Raw genomic sequence first — 23,237 nt, forward strand, 5'->3', positions numbered from 1 at the left:
GGCTGTGGTGGCTGATGTTTACAAATGTTTGCTATGGCTGATTTTAACTTGCCATGGCTTTTCCCGTGAATCTTGCGACGGAAAGGCGATCGCCCCCGCCCTAGGGTTTACCAATAAAATGGAAGGCGATCGGTAACGGAGATCAAGGCGATGCTGACGAAACAACGGGCGGATCGGGTACTGCTGAGTAATATCAGTTGGCAGCAGTTTGAAAATATCTTGCGGGATTTGGGGGAAACCCGTGCCAGTCGCGTGGCCTACTGTGATGGAACTTTAGAAATTATGACGCCCCTCCCTGAACATGAATTTTATAAAGAGGCGATTGGTGATGCGATCAAAGATTGCGCTGACGAACTAGAAATTGATTACGAAAGTCTTGGCTCGACGACCTGGCGTAAACCAGCGGCAAAAGCAGGCTTAGAACCGGACAACTGTTTTTACTTTCAAAATGAGCCTTTAATTCGGGGCCAGTTGGACTATGACCTGAGTAAAGATCCGCCCCCCGATTTGGCTTTAGAAATTGAACTGACCAGCCGCTCCCTCGAACGATTTCCCATCTATGGGCGGTTGGGGGTGCCGGAAATTTGGAGCTATGAAGACGGCGAAATCACCATTTATTTACTTGACCGAGGAGAATATCGTGTGTCTGAAATGAGTTTGGCCCTGCCGCAAATTTCCGTGACAAAAATGATGGCATTGATTGAGGAAAATCGTCCCCTAGGCCGCCGGGCAATTCGCCGCGCCATTCGGGAGTGGGCAAAAACCCTGTAGTATCTTGCAATGGTTGCGGATCATTGAGGACTGTTATGTTTTCACAACAGAAAAAAGATGATCTCCATACAAACCGGATAAAATTTCAACGTTCGCGCTCACAGATGCAGGGCGTTATGCATTCATTGGGGAACATATTTCAATTAATGTCCCTTCTATTGAGCGAACGTAAGCCACGGTTTGGCCCCATGGTTTTTCAACTGGTGCTGAAATCGAGTTTGCACCTGCTTTCACAGCTTGATTATAAACTGCATTTACGTTGTCATTGACAAAAACGATTTCTTGGCCAACAGGATCTTTTTCTGGTGTGATTTTTTGATACTTACCGCCTAGATTAAGTTGTCCCATTTCTGGAGAAGCAAACCCTAAAATTGCCCCTTCTGTTTCCATTTCTCCATATAGCACTATTCCGTTGTCTTCATGCTCCATTCGTATTTTTATTCCGAATGCCTCTTTATAAAATTGAAGAGTTTTTTTTACATCATCTACATAAATGATTACAAATCCTAATTTCATCTTTGCTTCTCCTTGTGCTATGTATTATGCGGAAAACGTCCATCTAAAATGCCTCATAGTAATTTCATTAAGAATAATTCCGTATAAAACCCCTATTGAGGATGTTATGCAGACGACATCCTTATAAGGTGGTTATCCAGGTATTGTACAGACTTCGTTTCCATCATAAACAATAAGCTCTGCATAAGTTCCTGAATGTTTTTCGTGGAGTGATTAGCCTTAGCATAGTGACCCTGGCACTGGGCTTGATCAGAGCAAAAAGACGATTTTCAATTTTAGGGTCATTCTTGAACATAGATTATTGAGAGGTTGGGCCATCCGCTGTGCTATTCGAGAGTGGACGCAAACCCTTTAGGCCAAGCCAAAACTTGCTAATCATTGAGGACTGTTACGTTTCAGTAAAGGAACAGGGGCGATCGCCTAAACTATTCAGAAGCAATTTTTCATCTGGATTTTATTTTTGCCAACTATGTTCCCTTCTAGCCGCCCTCGTCGCCTTCGCCAAAGTGAGTCGCTTCGCCGCATGGTGCGGGAAAATACCTTTACGGCCAATGATTTGATTTATCCTCTCTTTGCAGTACCCGGAGAGGCGATCGCCAATGAAGTAAAGTCGATGCCCGGCGTGTACCAACTATCCATCGACAAAATTGTCACCGAGGCCAAGGAAGTTTGGGAACTGGGTATTCCGGCGGTGATTTTGTTTGGCATTCCCCCCGAAAAAGATAACGATGCAACGGGGGCCTGGCACGATTGCGGCATTGTCCAGAAGGCAACGACAGCGATCAAAGAAGCGATCCCGGAAATGACCGTGATTAATGACACTTGTCTCTGTGAATATACACCCCACGGCCACTGCGGCTATCTGCAAACGGGAGACTTGACCGGGCGAGTACTCAATGATCCGACCCTGGAACTGCTCAAAAAAACCGCTGTGTCCCAGGCGAAAGCTGGGGCGGATATTATTGCGCCTTCGGGAATGATGGATGGCTTTGTCGCCGCGATTCGTGAAGGTTTAGATGAAGCTGGATTCACCGATATCCCGATCATGGGCTATTCCGCAAAATATGCCTCGGCTTACTATGGCCCCTTCCGGGATGTGGCCGAATCTGCCCCCCAATTTGGCGATCGCCGCACCTACCAGATGGATCCGGGCAATGGCCGCGAAGCCCTCAAGGAAGTGGAATTGGACATTCTTGAAGGGGTGGATTTCGTCATGGTAAAACCAGCCCTTGCTTATATGGACATCATTTGGCGAGTCAAGGAAATGACCAATCTCCCCGTCGCTGCTTATAACGTGTCTGGAGAATATTCCATGGTGAAAGCCGGGGCTTTAAACGGTTGGATTGATGAGAAAAAAGTCGTTTTAGAAACCCTGACTAGCTTTAAGCGGGCGGGCGCAGATCTGATCCTCACCTACCACGCGAAAGACGCTGTGCGGTGGTTGGCAGAATAAACAGCATTGTGGCTTGGGGTATATTTCCCCCGAAAGAATAAATAATGAATCATGGGGACACTTTCGAGTTGTCCTCATTTTTTTGATCAAAAAAAAGCCCCATACATTGTACGGAGCCAAATTTTTTAGGGAACATTAACAACTATTCCACCTCGAAGCTACCGCCCCAAGGCCCATAGCTCGAAGTCGCAATGCCGTTGCGTTCTGTGCCGACAAAATCTGTTTGGGAGCCCAGCACTTTGATCGTCACACTGCCGCCGGTGCTTGGTTCTACGAGACCTGCGTGGGCGGCTGCCGTACAAATGGATGAGCCATCGCTGTAGATATCCGTCCCCCAAATTTTTTCCGTGGGTTGTCCCGCCGGACAAATCACACTTAAGGTCTGCCCTACCTGGTTCCGCAGACCCAGCATCCCTGGGGTTGTTTCCCAGTCAATGGCCCGGACTTTAGCCGTTTGGGTGCTCGGCTGGTGATGGCTGATCTGGGTACTGGGTTGGTGGTGGGCTACGGTTGGTGCAGGGTTATGGTGGGCATGGGTGGCAACGGGGGCGATCGCCAAGCCCAAAAACACACAACTGCCAAAGGTCAAATACTTCATCGCAAACAATTACTCTAGAAAACACAGACAAAGATCAGGCTTTGCCGCTAAAAAACAGGACACTTTTCCTAAAAGTCTAAGTCCAAGCTTGATCCACTGCCATATTTGCTTCAGGGTGAATGTAGGCGGGCTTTTCCTTGCGGGGCAACTGGCCGGACAGAACGAGGTGGGCCATGGTGTCACAAATCACGCGCGTCGCCATCAGGGATGTAATATCACTAATGTCATAGGGCGGCGAAACCTCGACGATCTCCAAACCGCAGACAGGCGCATTCCGGACGATTTTACCGAGGAGAGCCAGGGCTTCCCGGGGCAGTAGACCACCTGGTTCTGGCCAACCGGTACCAGGGACAAATCCCGCATCAATACAGTCAATGTCAAAACTGATGTACACGCAGTCCGTGCCATCTAGGGCGCGTTCCAGGGCAAACTCCGCCGCCGCATCGATGCCCATTTCTGTGATGTCTGTCACTGTAAGGATATTAGTGGCCCGTTCTCGACAAACCTTGACCCCTTGCCGTGGCACCTGCCAACCGCCAATCCCCAACTGCACCAAATTTTTGGCGGGAGCATTGGCCATGTTGGTGGCGTGGAACCAAGGACAAGTGTGCATCCGCTCGTCTAGGTCTGTTTCCTGGGTATCCACGTGGCGGTCAAAGTGAATAATGCCTACTTTTTTATCGCCTAAATGCCGACAAACCCCCCGCACCGTGGGAAAGCCGATGGAGTGATCGCCGCCGAGAATAATCGGGAAGGCACCGGAACTAAAGACGTGGGCAACCCCTTTGGAAATTTGATCAAAGGATTTTTCATTATTGGCCGGAATCGTAAAGACATCCCCCACATCACAGAGGGTAATTTGCTCCCGCAGGTCAATGCCCATCTCAAAGTTGTAGGGGGTATAGAGAGCAGAGATTCGCCGAATCCCCTGGGGGCCAAAGCGGGTGCCGGGGCGATAGGTGGTGCCAGAATCGTGGGGGACGCCAAGGATGGCCACGTCATATTCACCGACTTTACGGACATCTTCGAGATAAGGGGCCTTTAGGAAAGTATTGATCCCGGCATAGTGGGGCAGTTCCCCCCGGGAAAAGGTGGGAATGCTGCGGTCTTTGATACTGGCGGCGGCTTCGAGGCCGTATTCCAGGCCCCGGTCTACTTCCTGTTGCCAACCGGTGAGGGGAAGATGGGATTCTTTTTCAAGGGCCGCTTGGGCTTCACTGGGGGGACGAAAATTCGGTTGTTCACTCATGGTGATCGGGCCTTTCTTGGGACGAATTTAGTTAACGATAGCAGTAACGAGACAAATTCTTGGTTTTTGGGTCAATTACGCAAGATAGCTTTGCATTTTATGGGGTCTGTACTGCTTCTAGGGGAGTTTCACGCATTAGTTGCATCACATGGTATTTGTAATCAATAAATTCGGGTGATCGCTTAATTTCATAGCCATGGTGGTGGGAAAAATCCACTTTTAATTCTTCTTTGACACGCCCAGGGTGGGCCGCCATGACATAAATCCGCTGACCGAGGAAAATAGCTTCTTCGACATCGTGGGTAATCAAGAGAATGCTGGTCTCGGTTTGCTCCCAAATTTCTAGGAGAAATTGCTGCATATTTTCTTTGGTTAAAACATCCAGGGCACCAAAGGGTTCATCCATTAATAAGATTTTCGGTTGGGAGGCAAGGGCGCGGGCGATCGCCACCCGTTGTTTCATCCCCCCAGAAAGCTGTTTTGGTAATGCTTCTTGGAAAGGCCCTAAACCGACCACATTGAGATAGTAATAGGCTCGTTCGTAACGCTCTTTTTTCGGCACCCCCTGCAATTTCAAGCCAAAGGTGACATTATCCAAAACAGAGAGCCAAGGATAGAGGGTATAGCGTTGAAAAACCATCCCCCGGTCGGCCCCAGGCCCAATGATCTCCCGCTGGTCAACGGTGACTTTGCCGGTACTCTGGGTTTCGAGGCCCGCAATGATCCTCAAGAGGGTGGATTTTCCAGAACCCGATGCGCCAACCACACAGACAAATTCGCCCCCTTCTACGTGGAGACTAATATTTTGGAGAGCGGTAATTTTTCCGTGGCGGGTTTGGAAAAATTTATGGACTTGATCAACTTCTAAATGCATGATGTTTCTAGTCGAGCGACCAGCGGCAGAGGAATCTTTGGAGCCAAATAAAACAGAGATCAATGAGAAGGCCAATTAAGCCAATCACAATTAAGCCAGCGAAAATTTGGTCGGTATTTAAAAATCTTTGGGCAACACTAATGCGCCTGCCTAACCCTTCTGTGGCAGCGACCAGCTCTGAGACGATGACCAGGTTCCAGGAGGCGGCAATATTCACCCGACCAGCGTCGATGATTTTGGGCAAAATGTAGGGAAAAATCACTTTAATGACGATTTGGGGCCGATTCCCCCCCAGAGTGTAGGTGGCCTCAATCAATTCTTTGGGCACAAATTTTACGGCATCCATAATCATCAAGGTATTGAAGAAGAGGGTGCCGATAAAAATCAATAAAACCTTGGGAATTTCCCCCACGCCAAAATACAAAACCAATAAGGGAATAAAAGCTGGGGCAGGCATATAGCGGACAATGCCGATGATCGGCTCACACAATGCACGAATACTGGCAAAGGCCCCCATCAAAATGCCCAAAGGGATGGAAATAATTACCGCGAGACTAAACCCGGTCAGCACCCGCAAAACACTGTAAATAATGTCTTTTTGCAGATCGCCGCTGGCCCATAAATTGGCGATCGCTTCCCAGACAGCCATGGGAGTGGGTAAAAAGAGCGGTTTAACCCATCCCTGACTGGAGATAACCCCCCACAGAATCAGGGGCAAGAGAATCGAGGCAGACATCAACAGCCAACGTAACTTTTGGGGAATCCCAGAGGTAATATCCCAAAATAAAGAAGGCTTGAGCATCCGAAAAGACGGTTTGATAACGGGCGCTTTAGTCATGGCGATCGCCAAAATAATGGATTTTAAAAAATCCCCCCGGTATTAGGAGACCGAGGGTTTCAAAAAGCTACTGTTTGTCTGCGTAGGCTTTGACGAAAGAAGGATCAAATAAACCACTGAGATCCGCTGGCGCTGCAATCAAACCCGCATCCACCAGGAAAGTATTAATTTCCTGGGCGGCATAATTCAGGGAGATCATACTTTCTTCCGTAGACTCAAAAGCCGTTAGATTATCTTCAAGACTAAAGATCGTCGTTCCCGCATCGTATTCTTGATATTCTTCGACGGAAACGTTGGCCCGTGCCGCCATAATTTCCAGGGCTTCTTCTGGGTTTTCTTCGATGAAATCCAGCACCGCAAACCAGGTATCTACTAACCCTTGGACGGCTTCAGGATTGTTTTGAATTAACTCACGACTGACCACCAAATGATCAGGAATCGCCCCCGGAAAATCCGCCGAAGAAATGAGGGTTTTACTGCCTTCCCGTTCCAAGGCTTGGGTCGTAAAAGGCGCAAAGGCTCCCACTGCATCTACCTGACCCGCTACAAATGCAGCGGCGGCAGCCCCCGTCTCCAAGGGCTTAATAATCACATCATCGGGGCCAAGACCTGCTTCCTGGAGGGCCAGCAGTAACAAAAAGTGATCGACAGTGCCTTCTTCAATGGCGATGGTTTTTCCCTGCAAATCCTCGATGGTATTAATGCCTTCACTGACGATAATTTGGTCATTCCCCGTTGAATTATCATTCACCAAAACAATAACTTGTTCAGAACCCGCTGCCACTGAACTAATTGTGTCATTCAGGGTTTGGGTATTGGCGTCTAGCTGTCCCGCCGCAAAAGCATTAATTGAGTCTAAATAGCCATCAAACCAAGTCAGGTTTACATCAACACCATTCGCTTCAAATAGGCCTTTTTCTGCGGCAATTTGCCAAGGAAACCAGCCGGGCCACGCACTAAAACCAAGGGTAATTGTTTCTGTTTCCGCTGTTGGGGTTTCTGGTGCTTCACCCGTTGTTGTGGGGGGCGTACTTTGGCAACCGACGGTTAAGGCAAGACCCGCACAAAATAGTGCCGGTCGGATCAGAAGATTAGGCAGTTTTAGCATAGGAAAATGACAAGAATAAACGCAAGGGATCAATTCAAAGGCGATCGCACCTTGCCTGTTGTTTATCCTGTTTTCAGACAAATTATGCTGTAACTTTCATTACATCTTCTCGATGACAACTTTTTTTGACCCAATCGTACCAAGTTTCTAAACCTTCCCCAGTCTGGGCAGAAACGGGAATAATGCTCGCGTGGGGATTCATTTGTCGGACATTATCAATAATCCGTTGGACATCAATTTTTAGATAAGGAACCAGGTCAATTTTTGTAACCAATAAACAATCTGCTTCTTGGAACATAACGGGATATTTGAGGGGTTTATCTTCTCCTTCCGTCACACTAAGGAGGGCAATTTTGGCATGTTCGCCCACTTCAAATTCAGCAGGACAAACGAGATTGCCGACATTTTCCACAAGCAACAAATCAAAATTATTGGGGTCATATTCCTGCTCGAGGCGATGGAGTCCCCCGGAAACCATCTTGGCATCCAAATGACAGGAGCGACCGGTATTGATGGGGATCACAGGCACGCCGTACTGACGCAGTCGTTCTGCATCGAGTTCTGTGGTCATATCCCCTTCGATGACGGCCATTTTGAGGTCATCTTTCAAGGTAGCTAGGGTTTTTTCCAGCAAAACAGTTTTGCCAGCACCGGGACTACTCATCACGTTGAGACAAGTGAGACCCCAGGCGTCAAAATGTTCACGGTTGTGATCAGCGAGGTCTTGGTTGGCATGGAGGAGATTGACTCCCAGGGCAGCGTCAAAGGTCTGGTGCATGGTGATTGATTCCTAGGAATGGAGGATTAAGGGGGCGTATTCAATGCGGTCGATTTTTAGCTCACGACCGGAGCGGATGTCATCCATAGGCTGGTGACAGTCTGGGCAAGAATATTGCAAACCGATGTTGGGGGCATATTCTTGTTGGCAAGTGTGGCAGTAGGCGATTAGGGGCGTTTCTTGGATTACCAGGGCAACCCCATCGAGAAACGTACCTTGGGTTTGGGCGGCAAAGGTGAATTCCAAGCTGACGGGTTCAACGCAGGTAAACTGTCCCACGATGAGGTGGACTTTTTCGATCTTGACGGGTTCGGGATGGCTGTCCTGCCAATCTTTAATAGTCAAGATGAGGGCCTTGGTCATGTCCACTTCATGCATCGCCACAGGTTCCGGATTGAGGGGCTACTTTCGTCCACGATACAACAGGAATTGGGACGGAAATGTTTAGTTTATTGTTGACTGGAAGCGTGTTGAAATGCTCATGTGGGGTTGTGCAGGATCGCTTTGATGTGGGCGATCGCCTCTGGGATATTTTCGACGACCGAAAATTGATCAGGGGCAAGTTCCGTAAAAAATGCTTGGGTTGCTGGGGTGGGCTGCCAGAGAATGACGGGTTTACGGTTTTTCAGGGCGAGGGCAATTTCTGAGACGGTGCCCAAACCAAGGCCCACCGCCACCACCACATCCGCACTGAGAACATTGACGTTGTTGCGGCCATTCCCTAAATCCGTACAGATAGCAATGTCGATGCTGTCGGCTAAACCCTGGTGATTCTTTCCCGGCAAAATGCCCACCGTTAACCCCCCAGCTACTTTTGCTCCCTGACTAGCGGCGGCCATCACTCCAGCCGCCCGGCCCCCGGTGAGCAGCACCCACCCTGCTTCGGCGATCGCCTTTCCCAGGTCGTAAGCAGCCGTTAAATTTTCTGGAGTGGCTCCGGCTCCCGGCCCCATCACCCCAACGATCAGTTTGCGCATCCCTAATCCAGTTCCCGCCTTCCTTCTAAGGCTCTGGCCAAAGTCACTTCATCGGCATATTCCAAATCGCCCCCCATGGGCAACCCAAAGGCAATGCGGGTGACTTTCGTAAAGGGTCGCAGCAATTGCGCCAGGTACAAAGTCGTCGTTTCCCCTTCCACGCTGGGGTTGATCGCCAAAATCACTTCCTTCGTTTTTTCGGCGCTCACCCGTTGTACCAGGGCTTGGATGGTTAATTGTTCCGGGCCAATGCCATCCATCGGCGAAATTACGCCCCCCAACACATGGTATTTCCCTCGATATTCGCGGGTTTTTTCCAGGGCGATCACATCCCTTGAATCTGCCACCACGCAAATCACGTCTTGCGCCCGTTGAGGGTTCCGGCAAATATCACAGATGGACGTGGCCGAGAGATGAAAGCATTTTTGGCAAACGCCCACCTGTTTTTTCGCGTTCAATAGCGCCTGGGCAAAGGCTTCTACATCCTTTTCGGGGCGTTTGATGACGTATAGGGCAAGGCGTTGGGCGGTTTTCGGGCCGATGCCGGGTAAGCGCTGGAACTGTTCGATCAAGCGGGCGAGGGGGGGCGTATAAATGGCGGGTTCCTCCAGGGACGGTAAAATTCTCCGAACCTTAATTCTAAAAGGCGATCGCCTCAGCCTTAATAGTGGGTGCCCGATTTTCGGTGGTGGATTGCGGTCATGCCGTTGTTTTGTAGCACTTGCCCCTTATCGGTGGTGGCATAGATGACCCAGTGATCGCCGCACTCCATCCGGTTGGCGACGGTACATTCGAGATAGGCCAGGGCATCGGTGAGGATCTGACAGCCATTGTCCGCCGTTTCCGTTGCCACCCCAGCAAAGCGATCTTCCCCAGGGGTAAAGGGTTTGAGGAAATGTTTCATCAACCCTAAATGGTTCCCTTCCTGGAGGACATTGATCACAAAATTCGTGCCCTTATGGAGGAGAGATTCGATCGCCCGCTCCTTGGCCACAGCGACGGTAAAGCCAGGGGGCGCAAAGGTCGCTTGGGAAACCCAAGAAGCCAACATCGCCCCAGAAAGGTTGTCCTGTTGGGTCGTGACAATACAGAGGGAGCCCACGAGTCGGCCTAGGGCCTGTTCCAAATTGTCTGATTGGGACGTGGAAGCGACGTTTTGTTTCGGTTGGCGTCGTTTCGCTGCTTTTTTAATCGCCTGGGCAAAATCTGTCCCGGTTTCTTCGCAGGTTTTCAGGGTGATTTCGGTGGGTTTAAATTTGACGCGGATCGGTTCAAAGCCCATCTGGTAGCCCGCATCTTTAAATTTGCCTTCGAGGAGATCGATTGCTTCACCACTCCAACCGAAGGAACCGAAGACTCCAGCAAGTTTATTCTTATCGGCATTGTTGAGGACGATTCCCAAAGCCGTCTGGATCTGGGTCGGAGCATGGCCGCCGAGGGTCGGGGAACCCATAATAAAACCACTGCACCGGGAAATAGCCCCCTTAATTTCCTCCGGGTCAGCATGTTCAGCGTTGAAGGTTTCGACCATCACACCCGCTTTGGAAATGCCGTGGGCGATCGCCTGGGCGACAGTGGCAGTATTGCCGTAGGCGGAGGCATAGATTAGAGCAACAGACAGATCATTTTTTTGTTTTTCGACCCAAGCGCGATAGTTATTAAACAGTTCCTGACGACTGTAGCGGATTAAGGGGCCGTGACCAGGAGCATAAATTTTGGCGGGAACTGCTTCGATTTTGCCTAGCCCAGCTAGGGTTTGGCGGATGGAACTAGCCATCACACAATCGAAATAGTAGCGGCGGTCTTCATCGTAAAATTGCCAGCCTTCGTCAAAAACTTGGTTACCACAAACGTGGGCGCCAAAAAATTTGTCCGTAAACAGAATTTCTTCTTGGGGATCGTAGGTGCAGAGGTGACCGGGAAAACGGGGAGTCGGCGTCGGGATAAATTCTAAACTGTGACCCTTGCCCAAATCGAGGGTGTCGCCACTTTTAACGACCTGCACCTTGGGGGTTTCCTCCTTGAGTAAATCCTTGAGGGCGATCGCCGCTGGGTTAGAACAAACCAACGTGGCTTGGGGCGCAAGTTTGAGCAGTTCCTTGAGGGTAAAGCAGCGGTTGGGGTTGGTGTGGCCGAGGATAATGTAGTCTAGTTGACTCAGATCCGTGCGGTTTTGGATTTCTGCTAAAAACAGCTCAGAAAAAGATTCCCCAGGGGGATCGAGGAGGGCCGTTTTTTCCCCAGTAATTAGATAACTATTGGCCGTTGTCCCTTTTTGTAGGCCGTACTCAATCTCGAATTTGAGGCGATCCCAGGTGCGCGATCGCAGCAGCAAAACGTCATCACTCACCAAGTAGGGTTGGATATCTCTGGGGGGTGTTGCAACGGCCATAAAATTTTGGGGATCAAAATGTGCTTCAAATCCCAGTATCGCAAACTTCGGCGGGCGATCGCCATTCGGAGACAATGCGTAAAATTTATCGTCCCAATTGGCAAAATCAATCCCCCGATCCCTCAAGCTGCCGCGAGATAGGGGGCAATGGTGCGTTCAATCATCGTTAACAATTCCGCTTGGGTGGCACCATAGGCTAAATGGGCGGCGATCGCCAATCCCCCCGCGCCGACTCCTTCCTTGACGTAACCCTGTTCGTAGGCTTGCAATTGCGAATATTGGGACTCTTGAAAACTTAATTGCGTCGCCAATAGGGGCACATCGCCAATTAAATTGGCCAACCCCACCGTATCCCCCGTTGGATCTTCCGCGACCCAACGGGTTGTGCCCACCACCATATTTTCAGGTTGAAAATCAAGCTGATGGTCGTCACAAATCCTTTGGATTAAGGCATATACCGCTAACATCTGTGTTCCCCCTGCGAGTAAAACCCCCTGGGTTCGACTCAAGGCGATCGCCATGCCCGCGATAAATGGTTGCATCGGATCGCCCACTGCGGCCACCACAGTAAAAGGATCAGGATTTGGGTTTAAATTTGCTTTTTCTAAACCGGTTTGCACGATTTGCCCCTTTAAATCGTGGTTACATTCGATATAACTACTATTCACTTTTTGATGGGCGTCGTAGCCTAAGCCCATTAACACCCCCAAAGCCGTTGTAGTGCCTGCCACCACACATTCTCCTAGCACAAACAGATGCCCAGAATATTGCGTTGCTAAGGTTTCGCCCCAGGTTAAACCTTGCTCGAAAAGTTTGTTCACCGTTGAAAGTTCGAGGGCTTTTCCCGTAGAAACACACCTTGCTTTTTGACCACCGAGATTAATACAATTCACCGCATTTTGGTCAGGTTTAAGCAATAATCCCGTATCAAATAGGGAGTAAGGAATTTGATAATGCTGCAAAATAGCACGGGATAAAATCGCCGGCGAAGCCCCGACAATTAATGGCGGCAAGGGATAAAGGGCTTGCTGCCGGAAACCATGACAAATACATTCTGCATCGGCGATCGCCGTATATTTACGCGCCTCTGGGGTGGCTCCGGCAGCAGAAATATTAGGCATTAAAGCCGTATCTGTAAACCCCAATCCACAGGCAAAAACGACCGATTTTTGTTGATGGTTTGTGAGCCAAGTTTGGCCCTGTGTCTGTTGTGTATAAATGCGGATCATCTTGCCTTTCGTTGCCCCCAGCCTAGCCAGAACTATATTTTCCCCTAAAAAAAATTAGGAGAATCAGCATGATCCCCCTAATCTTCTTACTTATTCGTGATATTTCCGAACATCAAGATTCAATAACCAAGACAGAAATTCTTTAGCGGAAACGCTTCTTCCGACGGGCCACAGCCTTACGCTTGCGCTTCTCGATGGGCGTTTCAAAGTGACGACGACGTTTGATATCAGCAAAAATACCAGCTTTAGAAACCTGGCGCTTAAAGCGACGTAATGCAGATTCGATATTTTCGTTTTGTCCGACAACCACTTGGGTCATAGGGTATCCTCCTTTGTTGGTGATGTTTGTTATCAATTGAAATGGATGGAGACGGGTGAATGATTGTTTAGATCATTCCCTCGAAAAACGTTTGGCAAACTGCCAGATATACGATCTTAGGATCTTTTTGGGGGGAGTTGCAAGGCGAGCCCTGTTAGGAATACCAAAAAATAAGCCTCATTTACAGTGACTCGGAACAAGTAACACCGGATCAAAAAGCTGCCGTAAGCGTCGTTTTTTCGAGATTCATCAGCCAATCAAGCTGATTTTTCATTTAAAGTCCCGTACACCACCTCCAAAGGGGGTATTCAAAAGGCTTGTGAATCTTGATGGGAAAAAATATTTCACTCAGACTGCTAACAATACCAAAAAACCGGCAATTAAACCACTGAACATAATGCTGCCGCACCAATAGGCAAGCTTGGGATTCCCAATTGTCCGCGTAAAGCCGACTTTAACGAGGGTATTGGCCGTTACTGCGAGCCAGATGCCATACATCGCCACCTGATCGGAGAGATCGCTCTGGACGGCATTGGCAAGGGATAAACTCACAGCATCCACATCGGCAAAGCCAGATAGGGCAGAGAGGAGATAAATGCCTTCTTCCCCAAATTTTTCCTGGGCCCACCGCACTAACAGCGATAGAACCACGAGGAGGGCCGTGTATTGGAGCGCAGAACCGAGTTCGACGGGATTATTGACGCTCACTTCGGTGGGAGGTCTGTCCTGGGGAGTAGACTTCCAACGGGCGATCGCCACCGCCGCAATCACCGGGATCAAGCCCAAAATTAACAAAGGAGCCGCTAACTTATAGGCCAAGGTTTGGCTGACCACAGCAATCACTAACAGCAGACGGGGGGCCATAATCCCGTTGGCGAGGACAATACCGGCGGCGAGGGAAATGGTTTCGCTGGGTTGTTGTTTGGCCATGCGGGAAAAGGAAACCGTCAAGGCCGTGGAGGAGGCGATCCCCCCAAAAAAGCCCGTTAACATCAGCCCGACCTGACTACCTAAAATGCGAATTGCAAAATAACCGATGTAGGAAATGCCCGCAATCAGCAGTACCAGCCAACCGATCGCCCGTGGATTGAGGGCATCCCAAGGCCCCATGGCTTGGTTGGGCAGGAGGGGCAAAACGACCACCGCAATCAGCAGTAGTTGGAGAGTGGCGATGAGTTCCTGGCGCTGCAGCCAATTGAGGGTTTTCGTGAGTTCCGGTTTCGCTCCTAAAATCCAGGCCACCACCACTGCCACGGCGATCGCCTCTTGGGTAAAGCCACTCAGGGCCAAGGCTCCCAAGCAAAAGGTAATCATTAAGGCCAATTCTGTCGTGCTGCCATAATCACCAGATTTTTTCGCTGTCAAAACGTAGGAGGTAGCCACCAAGCCCGCCAAACCGAGGAAAATGCCGACAAGAATTTCAAACCCCCAACTTTGCGCCAGGAGAGCGGAAATCCCCCCCAGTAAGCCACAAATTGAAAAATTGCGGAGGCCGCTATCGCCGTAACCTTCATCGTCAGCCCGGTTGCGCCAGCCCCGTTCTAGGCCAATGATCACCCCCAAGGCTAAGGCGATCGCCAACTCGACAATCACATCTAAATCCATCGCATCCCTCCAATGTTCAACCTCAGCTTAACCACATTTAGGGGTCACAAAAATTTAAAAAACGCCAGAAACGGCCGCTAATTTCGGTTAGCATAGCTCGTAATCTTGCCGCAATTTCCAGCAAATTTCGGGGTATGACAACGCCAGATTATTACAAAGTGCTCAACATTTCTCCGAAGGCCACCCAGCAGGAGATTAAAAACGCCTATCGTCGCCTCGCGAAGCAGTTCCACCCAGACACCTGCGATAAAAGTCAAACCGCCAACGGCGATCGCATTGTGGCCTTAAACCATGCTTATGAAATCTTGGGGGATGCCCACCAGCGTAAGCAATATGATCTCAGTCGAGATGCGGCAAACTATCGCGGAATCCGTTCGGCCCACGGGACAACGGTACGACCCCGCCAAACCACAGAGACGGATTTAGATCTGTGGTTACAACGTATTTATCGACCCTTAAACCAGGCAATTTTACAGATTATCAATCCCCTGGAAACCCAAATTGATGAGTTGGCGGCCGACCCCTTTGATGACGATTTGATGGCGACTTTTCAAACTTATTTAGAAGATTGCCAAGCCATTTTAGACCAGGCCCAAAAATTGTTTCAATCGTTGCCAAATCCAGCCAATGTAGCCAGGGCAGCGCGGGATTTATATTATTGCTTAAATCATCTGGGTGACGGCTTAGAGCAATTGGAATGGTTTACCCTCAATTACAATGAAGAATATCTCCACAGCGGCCAGGAAATGTTTCGTCGCGCGGATCAGTTTTCTTGGCAAGCCCAGGAGGCGATCGCCCAATTATAGAAATCTCGATCTCGGTTGAGTTTAAAATCTATGTTTCTAAAATTTCTCAGTGGTTAATTAAGCGAAATTCACTCGCAAAAATATTAAAGTCAAAGGAAAAGTATCAACGTGAATTGGCAGGTTTTAGCAACACCAGAAGTGCCGGACTCCTTTAGGCGGCGGGTCGAAATCCTGACAGATGGCAAAGGCGATCGCCATTTAGCCCAACTCTTGTGGCAACGGGGCTTTAATGATGAAAATACTTTGGCTGGCTTCCTCAACCCAGAGGCTTACGCGTCAACTTCTGCCTTTGCCTTTGGCCAAGAAATGAAACGGGCTGTGCACCGATTAGTGCAGGCAAAGGAACGGGGCGAAAAAGTCGCAATTTGGGGTGACTTTGATGCTGATGGCGTCACAGCAACGAGTGTTTTATGGGAAGGATTAGGGCATTTTTTCCCCCAAGAAACCCAATTGATTTATTACATTCCCAATCGTTTAACGGAATCCCATGGTTTAAATAATCCAGGCATTGATCACCTTCAAACTTGGGGTGCAAGTTTAATTATTACCTGCGACACAGGCAGCACAAACCTTACAGAAATTACCTACGCCAAAAGCCTTGGCCTAGATCTGATCATTACCGATCATCACACCTTACCGGAAACCAGACCCGACGTTTTATCGATTATTAATCCCCGTTACTTTGCCGAAAATCATCCCCTATTTCATCTGTCTGGGGTTGCCGTGGCCTACAAATTAGTTGAAGCGTTATTTGAAACTCTACCGGATCCGGCAAGGCCGCCGGTTACTGATCTCTTAGACCTCGTGGCGATTGGTCTAATTGCGGATTTGGTGGCCCTCAAGGGAGATTGCCGCTATCTGGCCCAAGTGGGGATCCAAGCCCTCCAAAAACAAACGAATCCTAAAACTGTCGTCCATCCAGGCATTAAGGCGCTCCTCGAAAACTGTCGTAAAACCGGCGATCGCCCGACCGATATTTCCTTTGGCATTGGGCCACGGATTAATGCCGTTAGTCGCATTTATGGTGATGCTAGTTTTTGTGTGGAACTGCTCACCAGTCGTGAACGGGGCCGCTGTGGCTACCTCGCTCAACAGACAGAACTCGCCAATGCCCGCCGTAAAGAGATTCAACAAAAGGTTGTCCAGCAGGCCAAGGCCCAAATCGAAACCCTAGATTTATCAACTACCAGCGTTTTAGTGCTCTGTGATGCCCAGTGGCAGGGGGGCGTACTGGGATTGGTGGCCAGCCAAATTGCCCAAACTTTTGGTCGCCCGACTATTCTTTTAACCTACGACCCGCAGCAGGATCTCTGGAAAGGGTCAGCCCGTTCGGCCCATGGCATCGATTTGTATGATTTGGTGCAAGCCCAAGGCCATCTACTGCATCGCTTCGGCGGGCATCCTTTCGCGGCGGGTTTGAGTATACGGCCCGAAAATTTGGCGATGTTTAAGACGGCGATTAATCAGCAGGCCAGGCAACAGTGGGGCGGCCACGTTGAGACCCACCAGGGAGAAATCACCGTTGATCTTGTGGTGGCGATCGCCGACCTCGGTGAATCATTATTTCAATCCTTAGAATGCCTAGAACCCTTTGGAATGGGGAATCCAAAACCGAAATTATTGGTGAAAAACTGCGGCCTCACGGTCACTGGGTTTAAAAAATTGCGTGATAAATTCAACAACAAATTGAATTACTTCAAGACAAATTTTGAGCTTTGGGATGACACAGATCAAATCAATGGAACTTGGTGGGGCGGCCATCCCGACGATTTGACCCAGGGCGCGGGACTGGATGTGGTGGTTGAGCTAGACCGCAAAGAGAACCAAACTCAAGGGCAATATTTTGTGCGCCTTATGGCTGTGGCTCCGACCGCAAATATCGCCGCCGAACCAAGCTCACAAACATTGTTCGATTTTCGGGGTCAGTCCCTCCCTCAGGGGGATTTGGATCAGTATGTACTGCAACAGGATTGTCCGGTCACTTGGCAGGAGCTTTATCGGAATTATCAGCGGGCGATCGCCATAGGAAAACCCCTTGCCCTCTACTATGTTTCACCGACTGCCGACACTCCGGAACAGCATTTTAAAATCCTGATTGGCATTGCGAAATATTTACTGACCCAGGATCAAAAAGTCTCCCTAGCTGACCTGAAAGCGAAACTCCATTGTGGCGATCGCCCCTTGGACTTTGGTCTAAAGGCTCTCAGTAATGTCGGCTTTGTGGCGGAGATCGAAGCAGGGCAAGTGCGTTTCCAGCAAGCGACCGTAACCCCTGATCCAGAAGCCTTTGCCCAATTTAAACAGGCGATCCTCGAAGAACAGTTTCAAAGGCAGTATTTTGCCCAGGCGCCCCTCGCTGTCATCCGGGCCACCCTCGAAAAAATCGCGGTCTAAATCGCACAGTTCACTCCGGCGTAGTCTGTAACTGTTGGTAAAAAGTTTGGGCCTGGTCAAAATTTGGGGCGATCGCCAGGGCTTGATTCACCTGGGACAATGCCTGGGTTGAGTCCCCTTGGCGACTATAGATAATGCCCAGGTTGTAATGGGCGAGGGCATGGATACTTGCCGGTTCCTCTGGGTGATCCGGCAATGTCAACACTGTCTGTAACAACGCTTCCGCGTCATTCAACTGGCCCATGCCGATGTAGATCAAGCTCAAATTGATGTAGGGATCAACAAAATTCGGATCAGTGGCGATCGCCCTTTGGTAGGCGGCGATCGCTTGGTTAAAATCAGCCATGCCGTGGAACTCGACCCCCAACTGATAAGCCGCTTTCCCCTCGGCAGTTGGGGAAAATTCTAAACCCTGAGCTAGGGGCGAAACCACCTCTGAAACCACGGGTAATTGGGGCTCTGGAACCATTGCAAACACAATATTCAACATAAATTTTTCGACGACCCATTAGATATCGGTAACTATGGCCACTCCTCTAGCTTAACGACGGAGCACCCACGGGACGAATCCTAAAGAAACTTTACAAAAGCAGTTTTTGGCAGGGCAGGCTTGGCAAATATGAAAGAAAAATGAGATAATTTTGCCATGGTCTTTTCATAATTGTTTCATGATTCGGATAAGTTTCCCGCGTCAAACCCTTAGTCTAGTGGGGATTGTCTGCGGCATTTGGTTAGTGGGTTGTACCCAACAAGCGGCTCCGCCAGTCAATAATGACGCTTCGACAGATAGTGAAGTGACAATTAATAATGCAGACGGGCGCAAAAAAGTCTTAACCACATTCACCGTAATCGCCGACATCGCCCAAAATGTGGCAGGCGACAAATTAATTGTTGAATCCATCACTAAAATTGGGGCAGAGATCCACGGCTACGAACCCACCCCCAGTGATCTCGTGCGGGCCCAAGATGCGGATTTATTGCTCTATAACGGCATGAATTTAGAACGGTGGTTTGAGCAATTTTTAGGCAATCTCAACGATGTCCCCGCTGTGATTGTGACCGAAGGCATTGAACCGATTCCCATCGCTGAAGGCCCCTACACCGACAAGCCCAACCCCCACGCTTGGATGTCGCCAAAAAATGCCTTGATTTATGTCGAAAATATCCGTAAGGCATTTGTGGCACTCGATCCAGAAAATGCAGAAACCTACAATGCCAATGCTGCCGCCTACAGTGCCGAACTAGAGGCGATCGCCGCCGAATTCGAAGCCGATCTGAATCTCGTTCCCGAAGCACAACGAACTTTGGTCAGTTGTGAAGGCGCATTTTCTTACCTGGCCCAGGATTATGGCCTCGAAGAAATCTACATTTGGCCCATCAACGCCGAACAACAATTTACCCCTAAGCAAGTCCAGAGCGTTATTGCCCAAGTTGAGGCCAACGACGTCCCCACCATCTTTTGTGAAAGTACCGTCAACGACGAAGGGCAAAAAGAAGTGGCAAAAGCGACGGGAGCCCGTTTTGGCGGGAATCTCTATGTCGATTCCCTCTCAACCCCCGATGGCCCAGTGCCGACATTTTTAGATCTCCTCGAATATGACGTGCGGACGATCACCAATGGCCTTCTTGCGGGAACGGCCCAGTAACAGCCAACCCACCAAAATCAAACTTTCCCAAACCCACTACCCCGGTAAAATGCGATGACTTACCCAATCCCAGAAATCGCCGTTGAGAATATCAGCGTCACCTACAGCAACACTCGCCTCGCCCTGTACAACACCAGTTGTCACGTCAAGCCAGGCACCATTACTGCCTTGGTTGGCCCCAATGGCTGTGGCAAATCAACCCTGTTTAAATCGATCATGGGTTTTTTGAAACCGACCCAGGGGCATGTCACGATTGCCGGCCAGTCAGTGCAGCAGGCCCAGAAAAAACAACTGATGGCCTATGTACCCCAAGCCGATGAAGTGGATTGGAACTTTCCCGTGAGCGTGTTTGATGTGGTGATGATGGGTCGCTATGGCTACATGAATCTGCTGCGGATTCCTAGTCAAAAAGATCGCCGTTTAGTGATGGAAAGTCTAGAGCGGGTAAATTTGGTGGAATTTCGTCACCGTCAAATTGGGGAACTCTCCGGTGGTCAAAAGAAACGTGCTTTCCTCGCGCGGGCCTTGGCCCAGGAAGGCAAAATTATTTTGCTCGATGAACCCTTTACGGGAGTTGATATCAAAACAGAAAAAAGCATTATCGATCTCCTGGTGCAATTGCGGGATGAGGGGCACACGATTTTAATCTCGACCCATGACCTTGCTTCGATCTCAACGTTTTGCGATCGCACAATCTTACTGAATCGCACCGTCCTCGCCGAAGGGTATACCGCCGATACCTTCACAGAAGAAAACCTCGTGATGACTTTTGGGGGCCTACCTGTCGCCAGTCTCGAGAAATTATCCTCCCATTACCAACAGCAGCCCAACAGTTTAGAAGTAGATAAATGAGCTTAGTGAATTGGATTATTGAACCCCTACAGTATGGATTTCTCGTCAAGGCCATTTGGGTGAGCGCTTTTGTCGGCCTTGTCTGTGCGGTATTGTCCTGCTATATCACCCTTAAGGGTTGGTCGCTCATGGGTGATGCCGTTTCCCATGCTGTGGTTCCAGGGGTCGTGGTGGCCTATGCCCTCAATATTCCCTTCGCCATTGGGGCCTTTATCTTCGGCTTTGGTGCGACCGTGGCCATTGGTTATGTGAAATCAAAAACGAGGCTTAAAGAAGATGCTGTCATTGGGGTGATTTTCACAGGGTTCTTTGCCTTTGGCCTTGTCTTAATTACGAAAATCCCCAGCAATATTGATCTTTTTCACATTTTGTTTGGCAACGTCCTGGGGATTTCTAACAGTGATATTGTGCAAACGTTGATCGCTGGCACAATGACCTTAGTGGTTATCCTCATTCAACGGAAAGATCTCTTACTCTTTTGCTTTGATCCCAATCATGCCAAGGCCATCGGTCTGAATACTCAACTGATGTATTACACGCTTCTATCTGTGCTGGCGTTGACCATTGTGACGGCTCTGCAAACGGCAGGCATTATTTTAGTGATTGCGATGCTCGTCACCCCTGGCTCCATTGCTTATCTACTGACAGACCGCTTCGATCATATGCTGTGGATCTCTGCGGCGAGTAGCATTTTTTCCTGCGTCTTCGGCACCTATTTGAGTTATCACTTTGATGTCTCTACGGGGGGTGCCATCGTCGTTTTACTCACTACTGTGTTTGTGTTGGCGATGTTTTTTGCGCCGAAATACGGCATTTTGAGTCAGGGCAAGTCCTCGATCCCCCTGGAATCTTCTTCGTAACAGGAAGAAATTATCGTCGATTGACTGGTATTAGATGGGCGATCGCCAGCTTGATCTAGTTGCCATTTAGATTTGATATTCAAAAAATTAAATATATTAATGCAAAAAATGCATTATGCGGCAATTGCATCATTTAGGATAGAAAAAATATCTAGGTGCAATTACTATGGCAACATTTTTGCCCAAATCTCCCCAGGCGATCGCCCCCATCATCGAACAGCTAGACCGTGGGCAAATCGAATTGCCTTCTCACCTGCGTAAATAAAGGCTCATTGTTCACAGTTGCTCATCATCACTCATTAGCTCTGAGCCAGAACTGCCCGTTAAAAACATAATATTGGCCCCTTTTAGTTTGCGGCGTAGATAAGTATAGGGATTACCATAATTCCCTTCCCAGGGATTCACCCAAACCTCCGCTTCAATTAGGGGAAAAATCCGCACAACTGTGCGCGTTAACTCGTAGATATTGTCGAATTTAAAATCTGGAAAGAGAATTTTTTCCCCTTTGCCCAAGAAACGAAGGGTGTCATATTGGGTAACGTGGAGTGCTTTGAGTTGGGGGATTTTGAGAGCGTAAACTTTTGGTTGGGGCAAAAATTGAAACCAAGGACGACCCCGTTTAAAAAGTTGCACTAAATAGGCTTCTAAATAAATAATTTGGTTCGCATCGGCATCTACTTTGAGATAGCGAGCGTAGGGCATCAGATACAAGGGAAAAAAGATGAAAGTATAAATAAATAAACCCACGAGATAAACGGCGTAGCGATAGCCCAAAAAATCAGAAATGGGCCATAAAATAATCGCGAGGGTTGGCACGAAAGCGAGAATAATCGCTGTGTTTTTATCAATGCCTTGTTTGAGCACGAGGTCAGAAGGACTAATGCTCTGGATTCTATAGACTCTTTTGTATAGGCCCATGGGGATTCATCTTTTATTAACGCCTGGCGAGGAAGAGTGAGAGAGTTGGCCCTGGGTCCTGGGCTAGCCAAAGGAGATACTTTTATCATACGCAGTTTTTATGCAGGAACTGATAGATCGTCCGGCCCTGATTTTACCGGGCAAGATGATTAAGTAACGCTTGACGCATGGTACCCACAGGTACCGGTTGACCAAGCCATTTTTCTAAGGCGATCGCCCCCTGTTGGACGAGCATCTCACTCCCGTCGATAATTTCCGCTCCCTGGGCCTGGGCTTGTTGGAGAAAGCGGGTGGGAGAAGGGGTATAAATCAGGTCATAGGCGATCGCCCCTGGGGGAAGAGTAGCCATCAGTTCCTCATTCACCGGAGAAGCATCCACTTTAGGAGCCATGCCGATGGGGGTAGCGTTAATGAGCAGTTGGGCCTGGGGAATCAGCCGTTGGCGATCGCCCCAGAGATGGGTTTGAACTTTGCCCACGAGGGGGGTATTCTGCCAACTTTCGCTAAATTGGGCTAATTTTTCAGGATCACGACCCAACACATGGATCTGCGGACAACCCAATTGATGACAACCGACCACCACTGCCCGGGCTGCGCCGCCATTGCCGAGAATTACCGGGGTCACCTTTGACCAGTCCCGTTCTAATGTTTTTAAAGGAGCCACAAAGCCCGCCACATCGGTATTCGTCCCCTGCCAACCGGTTGCCGTGCGCCAAACGGTATTCACTGCCCCCACCAATTCAGCCTCCGGGGCAATCGCCTCTAGGTGCGCCATAATCGCCTGTTTGTGGGGAATGGTAATGCTAAATCCTTGGAGATCAATCGCCCAAAAGCCATCAAGGGCCGTTTTCAGACCCGCGCCCGTTACCGGAAACACCAGGTAAACATAGTCCACTCCCAGTTCGGCGATCGCCGCGTTATGCATGATCGGCGAAAAGGAATGTTTAACCGGATCACCAATCACACCGAGGAGTTTTGTTGTGCCAAGAATTTTCATAATTCACCTTAATTTTAAAAAGATCAAACTTGCATTAAAGATCGTTCTGAAAAGTAT

General features: G+C 49.2%; 25 protein-coding genes. 8 read left to right on the top strand and 17 right to left on the bottom strand.

Annotation, left to right across the window (positions count from 1 at the left end; genetic code table 11):
• The first annotated feature begins 4 nt into the window (after positions 1–4).
• The gene (locus tag AWQ21_RS16640) at positions 5–136 is read left to right on the top strand and encodes a hypothetical protein (protein ID WP_257784276.1); all 132 of its coding nucleotides are present in this window, start codon (positions 5–7) and stop codon (positions 134–136) included.
• Positions 137–150: 14 nt separating this feature from the next.
• Complete coding sequence (locus AWQ21_RS09715; protein ID WP_065714369.1) at positions 151–771, top strand: Uma2 family endonuclease; 621 nt, start codon at positions 151–153, stop codon at positions 769–771.
• A gap of 114 nt (positions 772–885) precedes the next feature.
• Here the strand turns inward: AWQ21_RS09715 and AWQ21_RS09720 are convergent, their stop codons facing one another.
• Positions 886–1,287, bottom strand: coding sequence for a VOC family protein (locus AWQ21_RS09720; RefSeq protein ID WP_065714370.1), 402 nt, complete (start codon positions 1,285–1,287; stop codon positions 886–888).
• Between the two features lie 469 nt (positions 1,288–1,756).
• Here AWQ21_RS09720 and hemB point away from each other — a divergent pair, with 469 nt between their 5' ends.
• A complete protein-coding gene (gene hemB / locus AWQ21_RS09725) occupies positions 1,757–2,740 on the top strand; it encodes a porphobilinogen synthase (RefSeq protein ID WP_065714371.1) in 984 nt (327 codons plus the stop codon).
• A gap of 142 nt (positions 2,741–2,882) precedes the next feature.
• Here the strand turns inward: hemB and AWQ21_RS09730 are convergent, their stop codons facing one another.
• From AWQ21_RS09730 to AWQ21_RS09790, 13 genes are all read right to left on the bottom strand, one after another.
• Complete coding sequence (locus AWQ21_RS09730; RefSeq protein ID WP_157094736.1) at positions 2,883–3,338, bottom strand: LCCL domain-containing protein; 456 nt, start codon at positions 3,336–3,338, stop codon at positions 2,883–2,885.
• A 76-nt stretch (positions 3,339–3,414) separates the two neighbouring features.
• Entirely contained in the window at positions 3,415–4,587 is a 1,173-nt protein-coding gene (locus AWQ21_RS09735; RefSeq protein ID WP_065714373.1) for an agmatinase family protein, read from the bottom strand.
• Positions 4,588–4,684: 97 nt separating this feature from the next.
• Positions 4,685–5,461 (bottom strand): ABC transporter ATP-binding protein, encoded by a 777-nt coding sequence (locus AWQ21_RS09740; RefSeq protein WP_065714374.1) that lies wholly within the window; start codon positions 5,459–5,461, stop codon positions 4,685–4,687.
• Between the two features lie 7 nt (positions 5,462–5,468).
• Positions 5,469–6,299: an ABC transporter permease gene (locus tag AWQ21_RS09745; protein WP_065714375.1), complete on the bottom strand. Its 831-nt coding sequence runs from the start codon at positions 6,297–6,299 to the stop codon at positions 5,469–5,471.
• 67 nt (positions 6,300–6,366) lie between these two features.
• On the bottom strand, positions 6,367–7,407 hold the full coding sequence (locus tag AWQ21_RS09750; protein ID WP_065714376.1) for an ABC transporter substrate-binding protein: 1,041 nt from the start codon (positions 7,405–7,407) through the stop codon (positions 6,367–6,369).
• Positions 7,408–7,489: 82 nt separating this feature from the next.
• Positions 7,490–8,185 carry a hydrogenase nickel incorporation protein HypB gene (gene hypB / locus AWQ21_RS09755; protein ID WP_065714377.1) on the bottom strand — a complete coding sequence of 232 codons (696 nt, stop codon included), beginning with the start codon at positions 8,183–8,185 and terminating at the stop codon, positions 7,490–7,492.
• Between the two features lie 12 nt (positions 8,186–8,197).
• Positions 8,198–8,563, bottom strand: a complete 366-nt coding sequence (hypA, locus tag AWQ21_RS09760) for a hydrogenase maturation nickel metallochaperone HypA (protein ID WP_065714378.1) — start codon at positions 8,561–8,563, stop codon at positions 8,198–8,200.
• 101 nt (positions 8,564–8,664) lie between these two features.
• On the bottom strand, positions 8,665–9,162 hold the full coding sequence (locus tag AWQ21_RS09765) for a TIGR00725 family protein (protein WP_065714379.1): 498 nt from the start codon (positions 9,160–9,162) through the stop codon (positions 8,665–8,667).
• A gap of 2 nt (positions 9,163–9,164) precedes the next feature.
• Complete coding sequence (recR, locus tag AWQ21_RS09770) at positions 9,165–9,758, bottom strand: recombination mediator RecR (RefSeq protein WP_083998002.1); 594 nt, start codon at positions 9,756–9,758, stop codon at positions 9,165–9,167.
• A gap of 65 nt (positions 9,759–9,823) precedes the next feature.
• Complete coding sequence (locus AWQ21_RS09775) at positions 9,824–11,554, bottom strand: diflavin flavoprotein (protein WP_065715296.1); 1,731 nt, start codon at positions 11,552–11,554, stop codon at positions 9,824–9,826.
• Positions 11,555–11,676: 122 nt separating this feature from the next.
• Positions 11,677–12,783 (bottom strand): nicotinate mononucleotide-dependent phosphoribosyltransferase CobT, encoded by a 1,107-nt coding sequence (gene cobT, locus AWQ21_RS09780; RefSeq protein WP_065714381.1) that lies wholly within the window; start codon positions 12,781–12,783, stop codon positions 11,677–11,679.
• A gap of 142 nt (positions 12,784–12,925) precedes the next feature.
• Positions 12,926–13,102, bottom strand: a complete 177-nt coding sequence (gene rpsU / locus AWQ21_RS09785; protein WP_012307353.1) for a 30S ribosomal protein S21 — start codon at positions 13,100–13,102, stop codon at positions 12,926–12,928.
• 348 nt (positions 13,103–13,450) lie between these two features.
• A complete protein-coding gene (locus tag AWQ21_RS09790; protein ID WP_065714382.1) occupies positions 13,451–14,707 on the bottom strand; it encodes an MgtC/SapB family protein in 1,257 nt (418 codons plus the stop codon).
• Between the two features lie 134 nt (positions 14,708–14,841).
• Between AWQ21_RS09790 and AWQ21_RS09795 the strand changes: the two genes are divergently transcribed.
• Positions 14,842–15,513, top strand: coding sequence for a J domain-containing protein (locus tag AWQ21_RS09795; protein WP_065714383.1), 672 nt, complete (start codon positions 14,842–14,844; stop codon positions 15,511–15,513).
• 108 nt (positions 15,514–15,621) lie between these two features.
• On the top strand, positions 15,622–17,907 hold the full coding sequence (gene recJ, locus AWQ21_RS09800) for a single-stranded-DNA-specific exonuclease RecJ (RefSeq protein WP_065714384.1): 2,286 nt from the start codon (positions 15,622–15,624) through the stop codon (positions 17,905–17,907).
• A gap of 10 nt (positions 17,908–17,917) precedes the next feature.
• Here recJ and AWQ21_RS09805 read toward each other — a convergent pair whose 3' ends face one another.
• The gene (locus AWQ21_RS09805) at positions 17,918–18,376 is read right to left on the bottom strand and encodes a tetratricopeptide repeat protein (RefSeq protein WP_232314939.1); all 459 of its coding nucleotides are present in this window, start codon (positions 18,374–18,376) and stop codon (positions 17,918–17,920) included.
• A gap of 199 nt (positions 18,377–18,575) precedes the next feature.
• On the opposite strand from AWQ21_RS09805, the gene AWQ21_RS09810 reads away from it, so the two are divergent.
• The 3 genes from AWQ21_RS09810 to AWQ21_RS09820 are packed head-to-tail and all read left to right on the top strand — an operon-like array spanning position 18,576 to position 21,265.
• A complete protein-coding gene (locus AWQ21_RS09810; RefSeq protein WP_065714386.1) occupies positions 18,576–19,553 on the top strand; it encodes a metal ABC transporter substrate-binding protein in 978 nt (325 codons plus the stop codon).
• Positions 19,554–19,607: 54 nt separating this feature from the next.
• Complete coding sequence (locus AWQ21_RS09815) at positions 19,608–20,405, top strand: metal ABC transporter ATP-binding protein (RefSeq protein WP_065714387.1); 798 nt, start codon at positions 19,608–19,610, stop codon at positions 20,403–20,405.
• Positions 20,402–21,265, top strand: a complete 864-nt coding sequence (locus tag AWQ21_RS09820) for a metal ABC transporter permease (protein WP_065714388.1) — start codon at positions 20,402–20,404, stop codon at positions 21,263–21,265. The genes AWQ21_RS09815 and AWQ21_RS09820 overlap by 4 nt, the downstream gene beginning before the upstream one ends.
• Positions 21,266–21,541: 276 nt before the next feature.
• On the opposite strand, the gene AWQ21_RS09825 is transcribed toward AWQ21_RS09820, so the two are convergent.
• Positions 21,542–22,183, bottom strand: a complete 642-nt coding sequence (locus AWQ21_RS09825) for a hypothetical protein (RefSeq protein WP_065714389.1) — start codon at positions 22,181–22,183, stop codon at positions 21,542–21,544.
• Positions 22,184–22,316: 133 nt separating this feature from the next.
• Positions 22,317–23,180: a shikimate dehydrogenase gene (locus AWQ21_RS09830; protein WP_065714390.1), complete on the bottom strand. Its 864-nt coding sequence runs from the start codon at positions 23,178–23,180 to the stop codon at positions 22,317–22,319.
• Between the last annotated feature and the right edge of the window lie 57 nt (positions 23,181–23,237).

It is taken from the genome of Picosynechococcus sp. PCC 7003, from assembly GCF_001693255.1.
In the GTDB taxonomy this organism is placed as follows: Bacteria; Cyanobacteriota; Cyanobacteriia; order Cyanobacteriales; family MRBY01; genus MRBY01.